Below are 15,861 nucleotides of genomic sequence, written 5' to 3' on the forward strand. Positions count from 1 at the left end.
GTCTCATCACATTAAGGCGAAGGCGGCTCCCATGATGGCTGGTATTGTCATTTGAGCGCCTCGTAGTCTGGAGCCTCCGCAGGCTCGCCGCGCATCTCGCTGAGGAACATGCCCTCGCGAAGATTGATGCCGTATTCGACGAAGGCCTTCATGCAGCAGAGCATGTTGGCCCAGCCCTCGCAGTTGAGGTAGGTTCCGCGCCGGCCGGCCTCGTCTTCCTGCCAGCCATTCTCGGAGATCGTCACCATCGTTCCGCCGTCCTCCAGCGGATCGAATTTCATCTCGACCGTCGTTTTGTAGCGAACCTTGTTCTCGTCCGTGCCACCATCCCAGCGCAGCAAGATCAGGCGCTCCGGAACGAGATCGACCACTTCGACCGGCGAATCCTTCCACCAGGTTACCGTCGTACCCTTGACGAGCGGTGCGCTCGCCCCGCCGATGGTCGTGAAATAGCTCGAGAGCTTCTTCGGATTGACCACCGCATCGAAAACTTCTGCGACCGGACGTCCGATCCGTCCGCCGACACGAATACTGAGGGACATTGCACTTCCTCCTCTTTTCGATTGTGATAAGCGCCATTATGTTATAAAAACATAACATGTCAAGCGAATCGGATAACGACCCTGTTTTCAAGGCACTGGCCCACTTTCGGCGCCGGGAAATTCTCGACATTCTGAAAGACGGTCCGCGCACCACCGGCATGCTCTGCGAAACCTTCGCAGACATGGATCGCTGCACAGTCATGCAGCATCTGAAGGTTCTCGAAGAAGCCGACCTCGTTGTCCCGAAGAAGGAGGGCCGCGAGCGCTGGAACCACCTCAACAGCCTGCCGATCAAGCATATCTACGACCGCTGGATCAGTACTTATGCGGGGCATGCACTATCGATACTCGACAGACTGAAGAGCGATCTGGTGGGATAAACTCAAAACGAAACGGGCGCCGAAGCGCCCGTTTTGTTAAGGACCAGTTCAAGCGGCCTTGCGCAAAGGCGCGGCAAGCGGCGCAGAGCGGCGGTCGAGCGCACCGCTCGTGAGGGTGAGGACAAGAGCGGCGGCAACGAGGATCGCGCCGACCCAAGGCGTGGCGGCGAGCCCGAGCGAGGATTCGACGACCAACCCGCCGATCCAGGCGCCCGCCGCGATCCCGAGGTTGAAGGCAGCAATGTTGAGCGCCGAAGCAACATCGACGGCGGCCGGACGGACCTGCCTTGCCAGTTGCACGACATAGAGCTGCAGGCCCGGCACGTTTGCAAAGGAGAGAAAACCGAGCGCAGCCAGCGTCGGGATCGCAAGCCATGGCGAAACAGCCGTGAAGCTGAAGAGAACAAGCACGATCGCCTGGGCGATGAAGAGCCCGGTCAGCGCCCTCACCGGATCACGATTGGCAATCCGCCCGCCGATGATGTTGCCGATGGCGATCGCGATACCGTAAAGCACGAGGATCAGGCTGACGGCAGACGCTGAAAAGCCGGTGATCTCCTGCAGGATCGACGCAAGAAAGGTGAAGGCGACGAACGTGCCGCCATAACCGAGCGCGGTGGTGGCAAAGACGATCAGCAACCGGCCGCTGCCAAGCACGCGAACCTGATCCTTGATGCTCGCGGGCGGCGCTTTCGCGAGGTTGGAAGGAAGCAGGAGCGCAATACCGGCAAAGGCCACGACGCCGAGCGCCGCGACGGCGGCAAAGGTCGCCCGCCAACCGAATGTCTGGCCGATGAAAGTGCCAAGCGGCACGCCGGTCACGATCGCGACAGTCAGTCCCATGAACATCATGGCAATGGCCGAGGCGCGGCGGTTCTCCGGCACGAGATCGGCGGCGATCGTCGAACCGACGGAGAAAAATACGCCATGGGCGAAAGCCGAGAGCACGCGCGCAACCAAGAGCGGTGTGTAACCGGGGCTGAACGCCGCCATGGCATTGCCGATGATGAAGAGCGTCATGAGCCCGAGCAGCAGCGGTTTTCGGGCGATCCGGCCGGTCAGCGCCGTCAGGATCGGCGCGCCGAAAGTCACGCCAAGCGCATAGACGCTGACAATGAGACCTGCGAGCGGCAAAGTGATGTGGAGATCATTGGCAACGGTCGGCAGCAGGCCGACGATGACGAATTCCGTGGTACCGATCGCATAGGCGGCGATCGTCAAGGCAAAAAGAGCAAGTGGCATGAGATGACCCGTGATGATGTGCCCAAAGTTCGGGCGCAGGTTATTGTTCGGGTCCAAATATGGATGCGCGGCACCGCGTCGATAATCCGGTGGAGCGGCCCAGCACTTGTGAATTGAATTCAAGATATGCGGCTACTTAAGAATGCTCCGTCTCGCTGACAAGCCATTTCCGAAAGAGCGCCAACGACGACCTTTCCAGGGCGCCGGGGGGATAAAGCATCGCGTAGTTCAGGGCTGCAGGCTGGCGTTCGACGAAACAGCGCGCAAGTCTTCCGGCGGCAATATGCTCGGCAACCAGAGAACTGCGCACCAGCGCAAAACCCAGTCCCCTGCCGCAAGCTTGCAGCATCTCCTCGAAGGTATCGAAGACCGGCGCTTCATCGACCGCTCGTGCGATGTCGAACCCGGCAAGCGGCTCGACGTTCGGATCGTCTCGGACAGTCACCTGTTCGTACCATCGCTGCCAGTCGAGCACAGTGTGCCGCATGCCGCGATAGATCAACAACGGCGCGGCGCGAATGGCACCACGGCTTGGAAGCCTGCTTGAGAGAGTCGGCGCGCAGACGACGAATTCCTCGTCGAGCAGAAGCGGCTCCGTCACAAGGTCCGGGCCGCCATGACCAAGCCAGATCGCCAAATCGACACTCGAAAAATCCGGTCGCTGATAGCCGACGGCGGTGCGGACTTCGATTTTCGGATAGCGGCGGCAGAAAGCCTCGAGACGCGGAGCAAGCCATTGGCTTGAAAATTCAGGTGTCGTCGCGATCGTCAGCGACGGACTGGCGCTTGCCTCCCGTGCCTGATGCAAAGCACTTTCAAGTAAAGCAAGCGCGCTCGCAATCTCGGGATGAAGCCTGAGACCAAGCGGTGAAAGCCGGGCGCCGTGCCGCCCGCGATCGAAGAGCCGGCCGCCCATCCAGCCTTCCAGTTGTGCGATCTGATGGCTGACGGCTGTCTGTGTCAGCCCCAGCCGCCCCGCGGCACGCCCAAAGCCTCCTGTCTCCGCAATAGCGCAGAAGGCCTGCAGGGTCGAAAGCGGCGGCAACGGACGATCTGCCATGAAAATCTCTCATGATAAGAACAGTCGAGTTTCATTATACCGCGGTGCAAAGCAAGAATAAATTGACCACATGGGAGAGAGGCCATGAGGATTTCGATAAAAATTCTGAATGCATTGCTGCCGTTTAGCGGCCTCGCCGCTTCAGCGCAGCGGCAAAGATCCACAGCCCCGCCGCAGCCGGCAACCGCACTGAACGCGCATATGCAGAGAGATATCGGAATAGACGAGGGGCGGAACCCTGCCGCCGAAAAATGAAGTGCGATCCGCGGCAGCCGATGGAGATTTACGATCCTGGGCGCCTACAAACGTAGGTGGGCACCGTGTGTCCAGGCCCACGAGCCTGGTCAGGGACAGCTCCCTTTGGATCGAGTATGGCCCCAGGGATTGTGGTTCCTGTCGAGAGGCGCAGATCGCAGCACGATATATAAGGCCGTTCACGCAGCTGCGCCAGAGGGACATGCATGCTGCGAAAATTTAATTGAGCTCGGCAGGCGCCCGGCCGTTGAGCTTGTCGGTGAGGCCGCGAATGCGGCTCGTCACCTCTCCGAGCACTTCGGCGAGGCTTTCCTCCGTCCGCGCGGTCGCAGCGAGAACGGTGTCTCGATTGCCGCGCAGCGTTTCGAGCTCGGCTTCCAGCTCACCCACGCGGCGGCTCAGCTCGGAAATTTCGTCCATCACCATGATCCCGGCCATGACGGTGATCCTCAGATCGCCGATTTCGCCGAACTGACCCTTGAGATGGCCGACATAGCGGTCGAAGCGGTTGGCGAGGTCGGTCAGATGGTCTTCTTGTCCTTCCTCGCAGGCCATTCGATAGGCCTTCCCGTCAATCGTTACCGTCACCTGTGCCATGTCACTGTCTTTCCATTAGCGGTCCAGAACCGCGCGGATCGTCTCCATCGCCGTTACCAGCCGCCGCGAAACCTCGCGGTTGACCTCTTCCAGCCGGTTGGCACGGAATTCTGCCTGGTCGAGTTCCTGCGCGAGTTTGGAGCGATCGGCATGCACGCGGCGAACCTCGCCCTCGATGTCGCCCTGCTCACGCTGGCGTTCGATTCGCATATCCACGGCGTTTTCCAAGCCGGAAATCGCCTGCTTCAGCTCGTTGAGGGCCGCTTCCATGGATTTGCCTGTGGGCGTCATGTCGCTGTCCGGTTCTCCCGCGCAAGACCTCTCGAATCGGCAGGCCTTGCCGGTCCAGTGATTTCAACAGGATATGCAGCTAGCCGACGGCGCGTCAATAAAAGCCGTACCGGCGCATAGGCCCTATTCTGTGGATGACTGAAATACACGCACCTGAAGCAGCGGATTCGTCTTTTGCACAACTCAACGATCAAATGTCAAAAATCGTCGCACCCGGCCCGGATATGGCCCGCAATTTATTGACTTGGCCGTTCCAACTGCTATGTCTCACCCGCTTTCATCGATGGCCTTCAGAAGGCTCGAGGCCATCTCCCGACACCGGAACCCCGTGGAAAAGCCATGACCTCTCCCGAACAACATGACCGGATGGCGAATGCGATCCGTTTTCTCTCCATGGATGCCGTCGAAAAGGCAAATTCGGGCCATCCGGGCCTGCCGATGGGCATGGCGGATGTCGCCACCGTTCTCTTTACGAAATACCTGAACTTCGATCCCAAGCAGCCGCACTGGCCGAACCGCGACCGCTTCGTGCTGTCGGCCGGTCATGGCTCCATGCTGCTTTATTCGCTGCTTTATCTGACCGGTTATCCGGACATGTCGATCGAGGACATCAAGAATTTCCGCCAGCTCGGCTATAAGACAGCCGGCCATCCGGAATACGGCCATGCGACCGGTATCGAAACCACCACCGGCCCGCTCGGCCAGGGTATCGCGAATTCGGTCGGCATGGCGATCGCCGAGCGCAAGCTGCGCGAGGAGTTCGGCCCCGACCTGCTCGACCACTACACCTATGTGATCGCCGGCGATGGCTGCCTCATGGAAGGCGTCAGCCAGGAAGCCATCGCACTCGCCGGCCACCTGAAGCTCAACAAGCTCATCGTCTTCTGGGATAACAATTCGATCACCATCGACGGCGCCGTATCGCTGTCGGATTCGACCGACCAGGTCGCGCGCTTTAAGGCAGCGCACTGGAACACGATCGAAGTCGATGGTCACGACCAGGCTGCCGTTGCCGCCGCTATCGAAGCCGCGCAGAAATCCGACCGTCCGACACTGATCGCCTGCAAGACGATCATCGGCTTCGGCGCGCCGAACAAGCAGGGCACCCACAAGGTGCACGGCAACCCGCTCGGCGCAGATGAAATCGCTGCTACCCGCGAGGCGCTGAACTGGGACGCCGAAGCCTTCACCGTCCCGGCCGACATTCTGGAAGCCTGGCGCAAGGCGGGCACCCGTTCTGCCGAAACCATCACGGCCTGGGAGGGCCGCCTCGCTGCCTCCGACAAGAAGGCCGAGTTCACCCGCCGCTTTGCCGGCGAATTGCCGCCCGGCTTCGATGCAGCGATCAGCGAATACAAGAAGAAGCTTGCCGAAACCAAGCCGACGGTCGCGACCCGCAAGGCTTCGGAAGATGCGCTCGAAGTTATCAACGGCTTCCTGCCAGAAACGCTCGGCGGCTCCGCCGACCTGACGCCCTCGAACAACACCAAGACCAGCCAGATGAAGTCGATTACCCCGACCGACTTCTCCGGCCGCTACATGCATTACGGCATCCGCGAACACGGCATGGCGGCCGCCATGAACGGCATCTCGCTGCACGGCGGCCTGATCCCCTACGGCGGCGGCTTCCTGATCTTCTCGGATTATTGCCGCCCGCCGATCCGCCTCGCCTCGCTGATGGGCATCCGCGTCATCCACGTGCTGACGCATGACTCGATCGGCCTCGGGGAAGATGGCCCGACGCACCAGCCGGTCGAACAGCTCGCCGCACTGCGCGCCGTTCCGAACCTGATGATCTTCCGCCCTGCTGATGCCACCGAAACCGCCGAATGCTGGCAGATCGCCATCACGACGCCAAACCGTCCGTCGGGCCTGGCGCTCACCCGCCAGAACCTTTCGGCCGTGCGCACCGAATACAGCGAGAAGAACCTCTCGGCTAAGGGCGCCTACACGCTCGCCGGCTCCGATGATGCCAAGGTCACGATCTTCGCATCGGGCTCCGAGGTCGAGATCGCCATCGCCGCTCGCACGACGCTGGAAGGCAAGGGCATTTCCACCCGCGTCGTCTCCGTTCCCTGCACCGAACTCTTCTTCGAGCAGCCGGAAGCCTACCGCAATGCGGTCCTCGGCAAGTCGCCGGTCAAGATCGCCGTCGAAGCCGCCGTCCGCGAAGGCTGGGACGCCTTTATCGGCCCGGAAGGCACCTTTATCGGCATGAAGAGCTTCGGCGCCTCCGGCCCATACAAGGAACTCTACAAGCATTTCGGCATCACGGCGGAAGCCGTCGTCGCCGCAGCAGAAGCCAAGCTCTAAAGGGGGAGCGTTCCGGCGCTCTCCACTCATCCGCAAGCCCCATATCTAGGGAGTGAATGCAAATGACTGTAAAGGTTGCCATCAATGGCTTTGGCCGCATCGGCCGCAATGTTCTCCGCGCGATCGTCGAATCTGGCCGCACTGACATCGAGGTGGTCGCAATCAACGACCTCGGCCCTGTCGAAACCAATGCCCACCTGCTGCGCTATGATTCGATCCACGGCCGCTTCCCCGCAGCCGTCAAGGTCGAAGGCGACACGATCATCGTCGCCAATGGCAAGCCGATCAAGGTGACGGCGATCAAGGACCCGGCGACGCTGCCGCACCGGGAACTCGGCGTCGACATCGCGATGGAATGCACCGGCATCTTCACCGCGCGCGACAAGGCCGCGGCCCACCTCACCGCCGGCGCCAAGCGCGTCCTCATCTCGGCGCCTGCCGACGGCGCTGACCTCACCGTCGTCTACGGCGTCAACCACGACCAGCTCACCAAGGAGCACATGGTCATCTCCAACGCATCCTGCACGACGAACTGCCTGGTTCCGGTCGTCAAGGTGCTGAACGACGCCGTCGGCATCGACCACGGCTTCATGACGACCATCCACTCCTACACCAACGACCAGCCGTCGCTCGACCAGATGCACAAGGATCTGTACCGCGCCCGCGCTGCCGCACTCTCGATGATCCCGACCTCGACCGGTGCGGCAAAAGCCGTCGGCCTTGTCCTGCCGGAACTGAAGGGTAAACTCGACGGCACGTCGATCCGCGTCCCGACCCCGAACGTCTCCGTCGTCGACTTCAAGTTCGTCGCCAAGAAGGCAACCACGGTTCAGGAAATCAACGAAGCCATCAAGACTGCCGCCAACGGCAAGCTGAAGGGCGTTCTCGGCTACACCGAGGAGCCGCTGGTTTCCCGCGACTTCAACCACGACAGCCAATCCTCGATCTTGGCAATCGACCAGACCAAGGTCATGGAAGGCAATTTCGTCCGAATCCTCACTTGGTACGACAACGAGTGGGGCTTCTCCAACCGCATGGCCGACACGGCCGTTGCGTTTGCGAAACTCATCTAAGTTTTGCGAAGCGGATTAGGAAGGCGGCCTGCGAAAGCGGGCCGCTTTTGTTTTGAGCACTGCCCGAGCTATCAAGTCCCTTGCGGCAAAAACGGCATGCATCTGCCCATGCCGGCAGAACGAGGATGAAGATCGTGGAATATCTCGATATTCGAAAGGCAAGCGCAGACGACGCAGAGGAGCTCTGTGTGCTCCTCAACGAGATAATCGAAGTTGGCGGCACCACTGCTCTGGAGGAGCCACTCTCCGTAAAGGAGCTGACCGACTGGTTCATCACCGGCAAGTCCGCACTGACATGCCACGTCGCACGGGCCGGGCCTGGCATTGCAGGATTTCAGTTCCTGAGCCTTTACGAAAACCTACCGAAAGGGTGGGCCGACATCGGAACCTTTGCTCGCCTGAGCCCGAAGATACCCGGCGTCGGTACCAAGCTCTTCGCCGCGACCTTGTCCGCCGCCGAAGAGCGCGGCGTCGCGTTCATCAATGCAACCATCCGCGCCGACAACACTGCCGGACTCGCTTATTATGAGAAGATGGGCTTCCAGACATATAGGACGATTGAAAAGGTGCCGCTCCGGGATGGCACGCTCGTGGATAGAATCCAGAAGTGCTTCGCGGTGAAGAAAATTTGAGCGGCGTCTAACGACCTTTCGAAAAGCAAAAAATTGCAGTCCTCTTCTCCTTGCCCTGCTCTTGCCTGATTTACCTATAAGTTCTTCATAGAGAATCTCTCCCGTAGCATCCCCACCGGCCAGCCGTCCGGCGCGCCGTTCAGCAGCATGAAGCCGCAGGCAAGCGAGGTTAAGCCACAAGGCCTACCCTTCCGACCTGTTTTGCCGTTTACTGATGCAGGCGGAATGAAGCGTGGAGGGCGGAAATAGCGGCATGCCGGGGCGGATTGCGGCGGGCAATGAAAGGGGTTGGACGTGGAAGCATTCTACATCGTCGTACTGGTATCGACGGCGCTTGTGCTTCTTGCGGCCTTCTCAAGCCTGCTCGCCTTCCGCTTTGGCGCTCCCCTGCTTTTGCTTTTCCTGGCAATCGGCCTGATTGCCGGTGTAGACGGGCTCGGCATCGAGTTCAGCAACAATTACCTCGCCTATATCCTCGGCTCGATCGCACTTGCCATCATTCTCTTCGATTCCGGCTTCGGCACGCCGATTCAAGCCTTCAAGCTCGCGGCTATACCTTCGCTGACGCTTGCCTCCGTTGGCGTGCTGATGACCGCCGGCCTCTTTGCCGTTGTCGCCATGTGGCTGCTGAACTTCACCTGGCTCGAAGGCCTGCTGCTCGGCTCGATCGTCGCCTCCACGGATGCGGCCGCCGTCTTCTTCCTGCTGCGCATCGGTGGCATCAACATCCGCGACAAGGTGCGCTCGACGCTCGAAGTGGAATCCGGCACGAATGATCCGATGGCGATCTTCCTCACCATCGCCCTCGTCGAACTGCTTGCCAGCGGCGAAGGCTATGCCGGCATCAATATCGGCATGCTCGCGGTGTTCATTCAGGAAATGGGCCTTGGCGTCATCCTCGGGCTGCTCGGCGGCATGATGATCGCGCAGGTCGTCGGCCGTCTGGACACTGACCGCGGCCTCACGCCGATCTTCGTGCTCGGCCTTGCCATGCTGGTGTTTTCCTTCGCAGGCGCCGTCGGCGGCAGCGGTTTCCTGGCCGTCTATGTCGCCGGCATCTATGCCGGAAACCGCAAGCTTCCGGCGCTGGGATCGATCAAACGTTTTCAAGACGGCATGACCTGGCTCGCGCAGATCATCATGTTCCTCGTGCTCGGCCTGCTCGCGACGCCCTCGCAGTTTCCGGCGATCATCCTCCCAGCGGTTGCACTGGCGCTGTTCCTGATCTTCGTTGCCCGTCCGCTCGCCATCTGGCTTTCGCTCCTGCCTTTCGACTATACGCAGCAGGAGATCGGCTTCGTCGCCTGGGTCGGGCTTCGCGGCGCAGTTTCGATCCTGCTCGCGATCATGCCGATCCTCGGCGGGCTGCCGAACGGGCAGATCTATTTCAACACCGCCTTCATCATTGTGCTGGTCTCGCTGCTGATTCAGGGCTGGACGATCAAGCCGGTGGCCAAGAAGCTCGGCCTCATCATTCCCCCGCGCATGGGTGCCGTCGACAAGGTCGAGGTCGACCTGCCGGGTGCGGCAAACCACGAGCTACTTTCCTATCGCGTCATCAAGGACAGCCCGATCCTTCGCGGCGAGCGCATCCCGCGCTGGGCAACGCCTTCGCTCGTCATTCGCGACGGCAAGTCGATGCGTTATCAATACGCCGGGCGGCTGCGCGAGAACGATCTCGTCTATCTGTTCATCGTGCCGAGCCACTCGCGTCTGCTTGACCGGCTTTTCGCCAGTCGCGCGCCGGTGGATGCGGACGATGCCGAGTTCTTTGGTGCCTTCGCGCTCTCCCCTGCCCGCCCCGCAGCCGATCTCGATGCTGCCTACGGCCCGGGCCTGCTGAATGAATCCGAGAAGGGGCTGACGATCGCCGAACTGATGAAGCAGCGCCTTGGCGGCAAGGCGGACTATGCCGATCGCGTCCGTCTCGGCTCGATCATCCTGATCGTCCGCGACCTCGACGACCAGGCCCATATCACCTCGGTCGGCATGTCGCTCGAGGCTGTCGAGCCTGCCATCACGCTGCCGATCTTCATCAATCTGCATGACATCGTCCAGCGTATCCGCGACCGCCTCAAGGGTCGCAAAAACCCGGAAGCCGCAACGGCCAAGGGCGTGCCGGACCGTGACGAAAACGCGCGTGAAAACCACGGTTGAACGCCTTGCGTCTTGAGGCATCCTTGCTATGGTCGGCCACCTTCCAAGGCAAATAACGAACGGATAGTCCCATGCCAGCTTTCAAGACTCTCGACGACCTCAGCGGCATCGCCGGAAAGCGTGTTCTCGTCCGCGTCGACCTCAACGTGCCCGTGAAAGACGGCAAGGTGACCGACACGACGCGCATTGAACGCGTTGCGCCGACGATCCTCGAACTGTCGAAGAAGGGGGCCAAGGTTGTTCTGCTTGCGCATTTCGGCCGCCCGAAAGAAGGCCCCTCACCGGACCTCTCGCTCTCGCTGATCGCGCCGGACGTTTCAAAGGTGCTCGGCAAGCCGGTTGCCACGGCATCGGACTCGATCGGCGAAGCCGCTGCTTCGGCCGTCGCCGGAATGAAGGATGGCGATATCCTGCTTCTCGAAAACACCCGCTTCCACAAAGGTGAGGAAAAGAACGACGCGGAGTTCACCAAGGCGCTCGCTGCCAATGGCGACATCTATGTGAACGACGCTTTCTCCGCCGCGCATCGCGCCCATGCGTCCACCGAGGGCCTTGCCCACCTCATTCCTGCCTATGCCGGCCGCACCATGCAGCAGGAGCTCGAGGCGCTCGAAAAAGGCCTCGGCAGTCCGGCCCGCCCGGTCGTTGCCATCGTCGGCGGCGCCAAGGTTTCCACCAAGATCGATCTGCTCATGAACCTCGTGAAGAAGGTCGATGCCCTGGTGATCGGCGGCGGCATGGCCAATACCTTCCTCGCCGCCCGCGGCACCAATGTCGGCAAGTCGCTCTGCGAGCATGACCTTGGCGAAACCGCAAAGCAGATCATGATCGAAGCCGCGACAGCCGGCTGCGCGATCATTCTGCCGGAAGACGGCGTTGTCGCACGCGAGTTCAAGGCAGGTGCCGCCAACCAGACCGTCGACATCAACGCCATTCCCGAAGATGCCATGGTCCTCGACGTCGGTCCGAAGTCGGTCGAGGTGGTCAAGGCCTGGATCGAGCGCGCCCAGACGCTGGTCTGGAACGGGCCGCTCGGCGCCTTCGAAATCGAGCCTTTCGATAAGGCGACGGTCGCAGCGGCCAAATACGCTGCCGAACGCACCAAGGCTGGCAAGCTCACCTCCGTCGCAGGCGGCGGCGATACCGTTTCGGCACTGAACCATGCCGGTGCTGCTGATGACTTCAGCTATGTTTCGACCGCAGGCGGCGCCTTCCTCGAATGGATGGAAGGCAAGGTCCTGCCGGGCGTTGCCGTTCTTTCCGGCAAGTAAGCGCCCGGCTGATTTGGCAATCTGGAAGCGTTTAGGCTTCGGCGGTCTTTTGCTCAGGCCGCGAAAAAAATCTCAAAGTTTCAAACGATTGAAATGATTTCAATCGTTTCAATGACTTAGCGCTCCATTCTCCTGCCTATAAACTTCTGTTATCGCCGACCTATATGCATGGTTGCCGATTTTCTTGTCGTGGAGAGAGTAAAAATGAGCGAACGCCTGGAAGACATTGCAGCAAAGATGGTAGCGGGTGGCCGGGGGCTGCTTGCCGCCGATGAATCGACCGGTACGATTGGAAAGCGGTTCGATACGATCGGCCTGGAATCCACTGAAACGAGCCGCCGCGATTATCGCGAAATGCTCTTCCGCTCCGAAGAGGCTATGAAGAAGTATATCTCGGGCGTGATCCTCTATGAAGAGACGCTTTATCAGAAGGCGGCCGACGGCACGCCCTTCGTCGACATCATCAAGGCTGCAGACAGCATTCCCGGCATCAAGGTCGATACCGGCGCCAAGCCGATGGCGAAGTATCCGGGCGAAACGATCACCGAAGGCCTCGACGGCCTCGCCGACCGCCTTGCCAAATATTATGAAGCCGGAGCCCGCTTCGCCAAGTGGCGCGGCGTGATCGCCATCTCCTCCTCGCTGCCGACCTGGGGTTCGATGAAAGCGAACGCTCATGCGCTCGCCCGCTACGCCGTGCTCTGCCAGCAAGCCGGTATCGTGCCGATCGTCGAGCCGGAATGCCTGATGGACGGCAAGCCGGGCGACCACAATATCGACCGCTGCGCCGAAGTCACCGAATGGACGCTGCGCACCGTCTTTGAAGAACTTGCCGATGCACGCGTCAGCCTGGAAGGCATGATCCTGAAGCCAAACATGGTCATTGACGGCAAGAACGCCCGCAAGGCATCCGTCGCGGAAGTCGCCGAACGCACTGTCCAGGTTTTGAAGCGCACTGTTCCGTCCGCCGTTCCCGGAATTGCCTTCCTTTCCGGCGGTCAATCCACCGAAGAGGCGACAGCTCACCTCTCGGCGATCAATTCCGGATTCGAATTGCCATGGAAGGTCACCTTCTCCTATGGCCGCGCACTGCAGGATACGGCCCTGAAGGCGTGGGGCGGAAAACAGGAAAACGTCGCCGCCGGCCAACGCGCCTTCAGCCACCGCGCCGAAATGAACAGCCTTGCGGCCAAGGGCAGTTGGAAACAGGAACTCGAAAAGGCGGCGTAGCCGCCACTGAGTGCCTTTGCGACGCGGCCCCGTGAGCTTGTCACGGGGTCCAGCCGCGCCATGCCGATGGCGCGATGACTCGAAATGAATGATGAAGAGAACCATTCACGGCGCGGACGCTGCGTGGTTTCGTTCCTGTGACAAGCACAGGAATGCAGGAGGGCGGCGCAAGCTCGCCAAGCTCAATTCTTGCATTGTCACGGCGACAAGATTGCGCTTTCGCGATCGAAGGACATGACTCATTGTTGCGGCTTCCAAAATATCGGAGCCGCAATGACTGTCCTTTCTTATACGACCGTCGACGTTTTCACTTCTAACCGTTTTGAAGGCAATCCGCTCGCGGTCGTCACCGGCGCGGAGCAACTCAGCCCCAAGACGATGCAGAAGATCGCAGCGGAATTCAAATATTCCGAAATCACCTTCGTCCTGCCGCCCAAGGATCCCGCCAACACGGCGAATGTCCGAATCTTCACGCCGACGATGGAGGTGCCTTTCGCAGGTCATCCGAATGTCGGTACAGCTTATGTTCTCGGCCAGCAGCAGGAGATCTTCGGCAGGCCGGTCGGCGACACGCTGCGTTTCGAAGAAAAGGCCGGTCTGGTCGAAGTGGCGCTTCGGCGTATTGAAGGTCAGGTAACTGCTGCAACGATCCGTGCACCTCGGCCTCTGGATATCGGGGCTGCCGTCTGCGAAGAAACCATTGCGCGCTGCATCGGCATCGACCGCAGCACAATCGTCAAATCGACCCACCAGCCGGTTTTCGTCTCCGTCGGCCTTACCTTTGCGGTTGCCGAACTCGACGGTCTGGCATCGCTTGGCGCCGCCCGACCGAATCTCACGCATTTCCAAGAGGCTGCCGGCCCGAACGCTGAAAGCAATCACGATTTCTCGCTCTTCGTCTATGTCCGTTCGCCGGACGAGCCTTGGACGATCCGCGCCCGCATGTTCGCGCCACTAGACAACGTTCCCGAGGATCCGGCGACAGGCAGCGCTTCGGCGGCACTCTCCGCCCATCTCGTCTCACTCGCACCGGAGCAAACCGTGACCCGGCGTGTGACGATCGAGCAAGGTGTCGAGATGGGCCGGCGCAGCATCATCGAAGTCGATGTCGTCAAGAAGGATGGCGTCGTGACGGACGTCGCGATTTCCGGCAGTTGCGTGCCGGTCATGCGCGGTGAGATCACCGTCTAGGCGATCAGGTCGCGGCCAAGAAGCGCGACCGCCCAAACGGCAAACGCAATCAGCGCAATCTTCCAGAAGTCCATCCGTTGCCGCAAACCGGGCAACCCCAGCGGCTTGATGATCTGTATAACCATGGCAAGGACGAGCAACAGCGCCAGAAGCTTTGTCATGGCATTATTTTTCCAATATTTCAGAATGTCACAGGACGGACATTATTCCGCGCGAACACAGCACTTCTTCATGCCGTAACGGCATTCCGAACCATAATCAACACCATTGGGACAGGGCGGGCAGCGTCTTGTCTTATGACTTATTAAATCGAACTTGCCGAGAATTTGGAAATGAGAAGAAATCTGCTGTCCGTCGCCGCGCTGCTTTTCGGAACGCTTTTCCTCTTCATGGGCAATGGCCTGCAGGGCATCCTGCTACCCGTCCGCGGCAACCTCGAAGGTTATGCCACGACCACGCTCGGCCTGCTCGGCACGTCCTGGGCGGCGGGCTTTGTCGTCGGCTGCCTCGTCGCCCCCAAACTGGTGCGGCGCGTCGGACATGTGCGCGCCTTCTCCGGCTTCATCTCGATCATCGCCATCATCGCCCTTGTGAGCGGCATCATCATCGATCCGATCTGGTGGATCGCGCTGCGCGCCGTCACCGGCTTTTCGACCGCCGGCACCTCGATGATCATCGAAAGCTGGCTGAACGAGCGCGCCACGAACGAAAGCCGCGGTGCAATCTTCTCGCTCTATATCGGCATCACCCTTCTCGGCGTCGTCGGCGGCCAGATGATGATCCCGCTCGAAGACGTGCGAACGCCGTTGCTCTTCATGGTCTGCGGCATCTTCTACTGCATCGCCATGCTGCCCACGACGCTCTCGACCGCAGCCTCGCCGCAGCCGCTGAAAGCCGTGAAGCTCGACCTGCCTGCGCTCTACCGCAACTCGCCTGTCTCCTGCCTCGGCATCCTGATGGTCGGCATCGCCAACGGTGCCTACGGCACGCTCGGCGCGGTTTTCGGGGCAGGTGCGGGACTTTCCGATGCCAGCATCGCAATCATGATGAGCGCCACCATTTTCGCCGGTGCGCTGATGCAGCTTCCAGCCGGCCGCCTTTCCGATCGCGTCGACCGCCGGTATGTTCTGGCAGTCATGTCGGCGATTGCCGCGGTCGCGGGCCTTCTGATCGTGGTGTTGCATCCCTCTTCGCCCGCGCTTCTGATCGGCCTTGTCATCCTCTACGGCGCAGTTGCCAACACGCTCTATCCGATCGCCGTAGCGCATGCGAACGACTTCGCCTCCGCCGAGGATTTCGTGAAGGTTTCCGGCGGGCTCTTGCTGCTCTATGGTATCGGGACGGTGATCGGACCAACGATCGGCGGCCCTGTGATGGCGATGACAAGCCCGCACGCACTCTTCCTCGTCACGGCGCTGTCGCATGTCTTCATCACCGCTTACGCAATCATCCGCAGCCGCATTCGCGCCGCAGTGCCGGCAAGCGAACGCGACACTTACACGACGATGCCGACCGGCACCTCGCAGATGCTGACGCCCGAAAGCATGTCGCTTGTCGAGCCCATGTCGAACAAGCCTCCCGAAAGCGACGATCCTGCTGTAAAATACGGCTGAGAACCGGACGGAGG

The 15,861-nt window shown here is 60.6% G+C and carries 15 protein-coding genes and 1 other RNA gene; 9 read left to right on the forward strand and 7 right to left on the reverse strand.

Annotated features, from left to right (window positions below; genetic code table 11):
* Nucleotides 1-47 precede the first annotated feature (47 nt).
* On the reverse strand, nt 48-542 hold the full coding sequence (locus ISN39_RS15720; RefSeq protein WP_074069612.1) for an SRPBCC domain-containing protein: 495 nt from the start codon (nt 540-542) through the stop codon (nt 48-50).
* A 56-nt stretch (nt 543-598) separates the two neighbouring features.
* Here ISN39_RS15720 and ISN39_RS15725 point away from each other — a divergent pair, with 56 nt between their 5' ends.
* Nucleotides 599-922, forward strand: a complete 324-nt coding sequence (locus tag ISN39_RS15725) for a helix-turn-helix domain-containing protein (RefSeq protein WP_194728150.1) — start codon at nt 599-601, stop codon at nt 920-922.
* Nucleotides 923-970: 48 nt separating this feature from the next.
* On the opposite strand, the gene ISN39_RS15730 is transcribed toward ISN39_RS15725, so the two are convergent.
* The 5 genes from ISN39_RS15730 to ISN39_RS15750 form a co-directional block, all read right to left on the reverse strand.
* A complete protein-coding gene (locus ISN39_RS15730; RefSeq protein WP_194728151.1) occupies nt 971-2,164 on the reverse strand; it encodes an MFS transporter in 1,194 nt (397 codons plus the stop codon).
* A gap of 136 nt (nt 2,165-2,300) precedes the next feature.
* Nucleotides 2,301-3,224, reverse strand: coding sequence for a LysR substrate-binding domain-containing protein (locus tag ISN39_RS15735; protein WP_194728152.1), 924 nt, complete (start codon nt 3,222-3,224; stop codon nt 2,301-2,303).
* Nucleotides 3,225-3,480: 256 nt separating this feature from the next.
* Nucleotides 3,481-3,639, reverse strand: a non-coding RNA gene (ssrS, locus tag ISN39_RS15740) — 6S RNA.
* Between the two features lie 59 nt (nt 3,640-3,698).
* The gene (locus tag ISN39_RS15745; RefSeq protein ID WP_039846043.1) at nt 3,699-4,076 is read right to left on the reverse strand and encodes a cell division protein ZapA; all 378 of its coding nucleotides are present in this window, start codon (nt 4,074-4,076) and stop codon (nt 3,699-3,701) included.
* 15 nt (nt 4,077-4,091) lie between these two features.
* The gene (locus ISN39_RS15750; protein ID WP_022715786.1) at nt 4,092-4,367 is read right to left on the reverse strand and encodes a DUF4164 domain-containing protein; all 276 of its coding nucleotides are present in this window, start codon (nt 4,365-4,367) and stop codon (nt 4,092-4,094) included.
* A gap of 339 nt (nt 4,368-4,706) precedes the next feature.
* On the opposite strand from ISN39_RS15750, the gene tkt reads away from it, so the two are divergent.
* The 7 genes from tkt to ISN39_RS15785 all read left to right on the forward strand — a co-directional run bounded on the left by tkt (nt 4,707) and on the right by ISN39_RS15785 (nt 14,234).
* Nucleotides 4,707-6,680, forward strand: coding sequence for a transketolase (gene tkt, locus ISN39_RS15755; protein WP_194728153.1), 1,974 nt, complete (start codon nt 4,707-4,709; stop codon nt 6,678-6,680).
* 62 nt (nt 6,681-6,742) lie between these two features.
* Nucleotides 6,743-7,753 (forward strand): type I glyceraldehyde-3-phosphate dehydrogenase, encoded by a 1,011-nt coding sequence (gene gap, locus ISN39_RS15760; RefSeq protein WP_194728154.1) that lies wholly within the window; start codon nt 6,743-6,745, stop codon nt 7,751-7,753.
* 125 nt (nt 7,754-7,878) lie between these two features.
* The gene (locus ISN39_RS15765; RefSeq protein WP_194728155.1) at nt 7,879-8,385 is read left to right on the forward strand and encodes a GNAT family N-acetyltransferase; all 507 of its coding nucleotides are present in this window, start codon (nt 7,879-7,881) and stop codon (nt 8,383-8,385) included.
* Between the two features lie 294 nt (nt 8,386-8,679).
* Nucleotides 8,680-10,542 (forward strand): potassium/proton antiporter, encoded by a 1,863-nt coding sequence (locus ISN39_RS15770; protein WP_074070420.1) that lies wholly within the window; start codon nt 8,680-8,682, stop codon nt 10,540-10,542.
* Between the two features lie 71 nt (nt 10,543-10,613).
* Nucleotides 10,614-11,813, forward strand: coding sequence for a phosphoglycerate kinase (locus tag ISN39_RS15775; protein ID WP_074069619.1), 1,200 nt, complete (start codon nt 10,614-10,616; stop codon nt 11,811-11,813).
* Nucleotides 11,814-12,017: 204 nt separating this feature from the next.
* The gene (locus tag ISN39_RS15780) at nt 12,018-13,043 is read left to right on the forward strand and encodes a class I fructose-bisphosphate aldolase (RefSeq protein ID WP_194728156.1); all 1,026 of its coding nucleotides are present in this window, start codon (nt 12,018-12,020) and stop codon (nt 13,041-13,043) included.
* 273 nt (nt 13,044-13,316) lie between these two features.
* Entirely contained in the window at nt 13,317-14,234 is a 918-nt protein-coding gene (locus tag ISN39_RS15785) for a PhzF family phenazine biosynthesis protein (RefSeq protein ID WP_194728157.1), read from the forward strand.
* Here the strand turns inward: ISN39_RS15785 and ISN39_RS15790 are convergent.
* Nucleotides 14,231-14,395, reverse strand: a complete 165-nt coding sequence (locus ISN39_RS15790; RefSeq protein WP_022715794.1) for a hypothetical protein — start codon at nt 14,393-14,395, stop codon at nt 14,231-14,233. The two genes, ISN39_RS15785 and ISN39_RS15790, sit on opposite strands and share 4 nt — an antisense overlap.
* 171 nt (nt 14,396-14,566) lie before the next feature.
* Here ISN39_RS15790 and ISN39_RS15795 point away from each other — a divergent pair, with 171 nt between their 5' ends.
* On the forward strand, nt 14,567-15,847 hold the full coding sequence (locus ISN39_RS15795) for an MFS transporter (protein ID WP_074069622.1): 1,281 nt from the start codon (nt 14,567-14,569) through the stop codon (nt 15,845-15,847).
* The last annotated feature ends 14 nt before the right edge of the window (nt 15,848-15,861 follow it).

Source organism: Rhizobium sp. 007, assembly GCF_015353075.1.
Classification (GTDB): domain Bacteria; phylum Pseudomonadota; class Alphaproteobacteria; order Rhizobiales; family Rhizobiaceae; genus Rhizobium.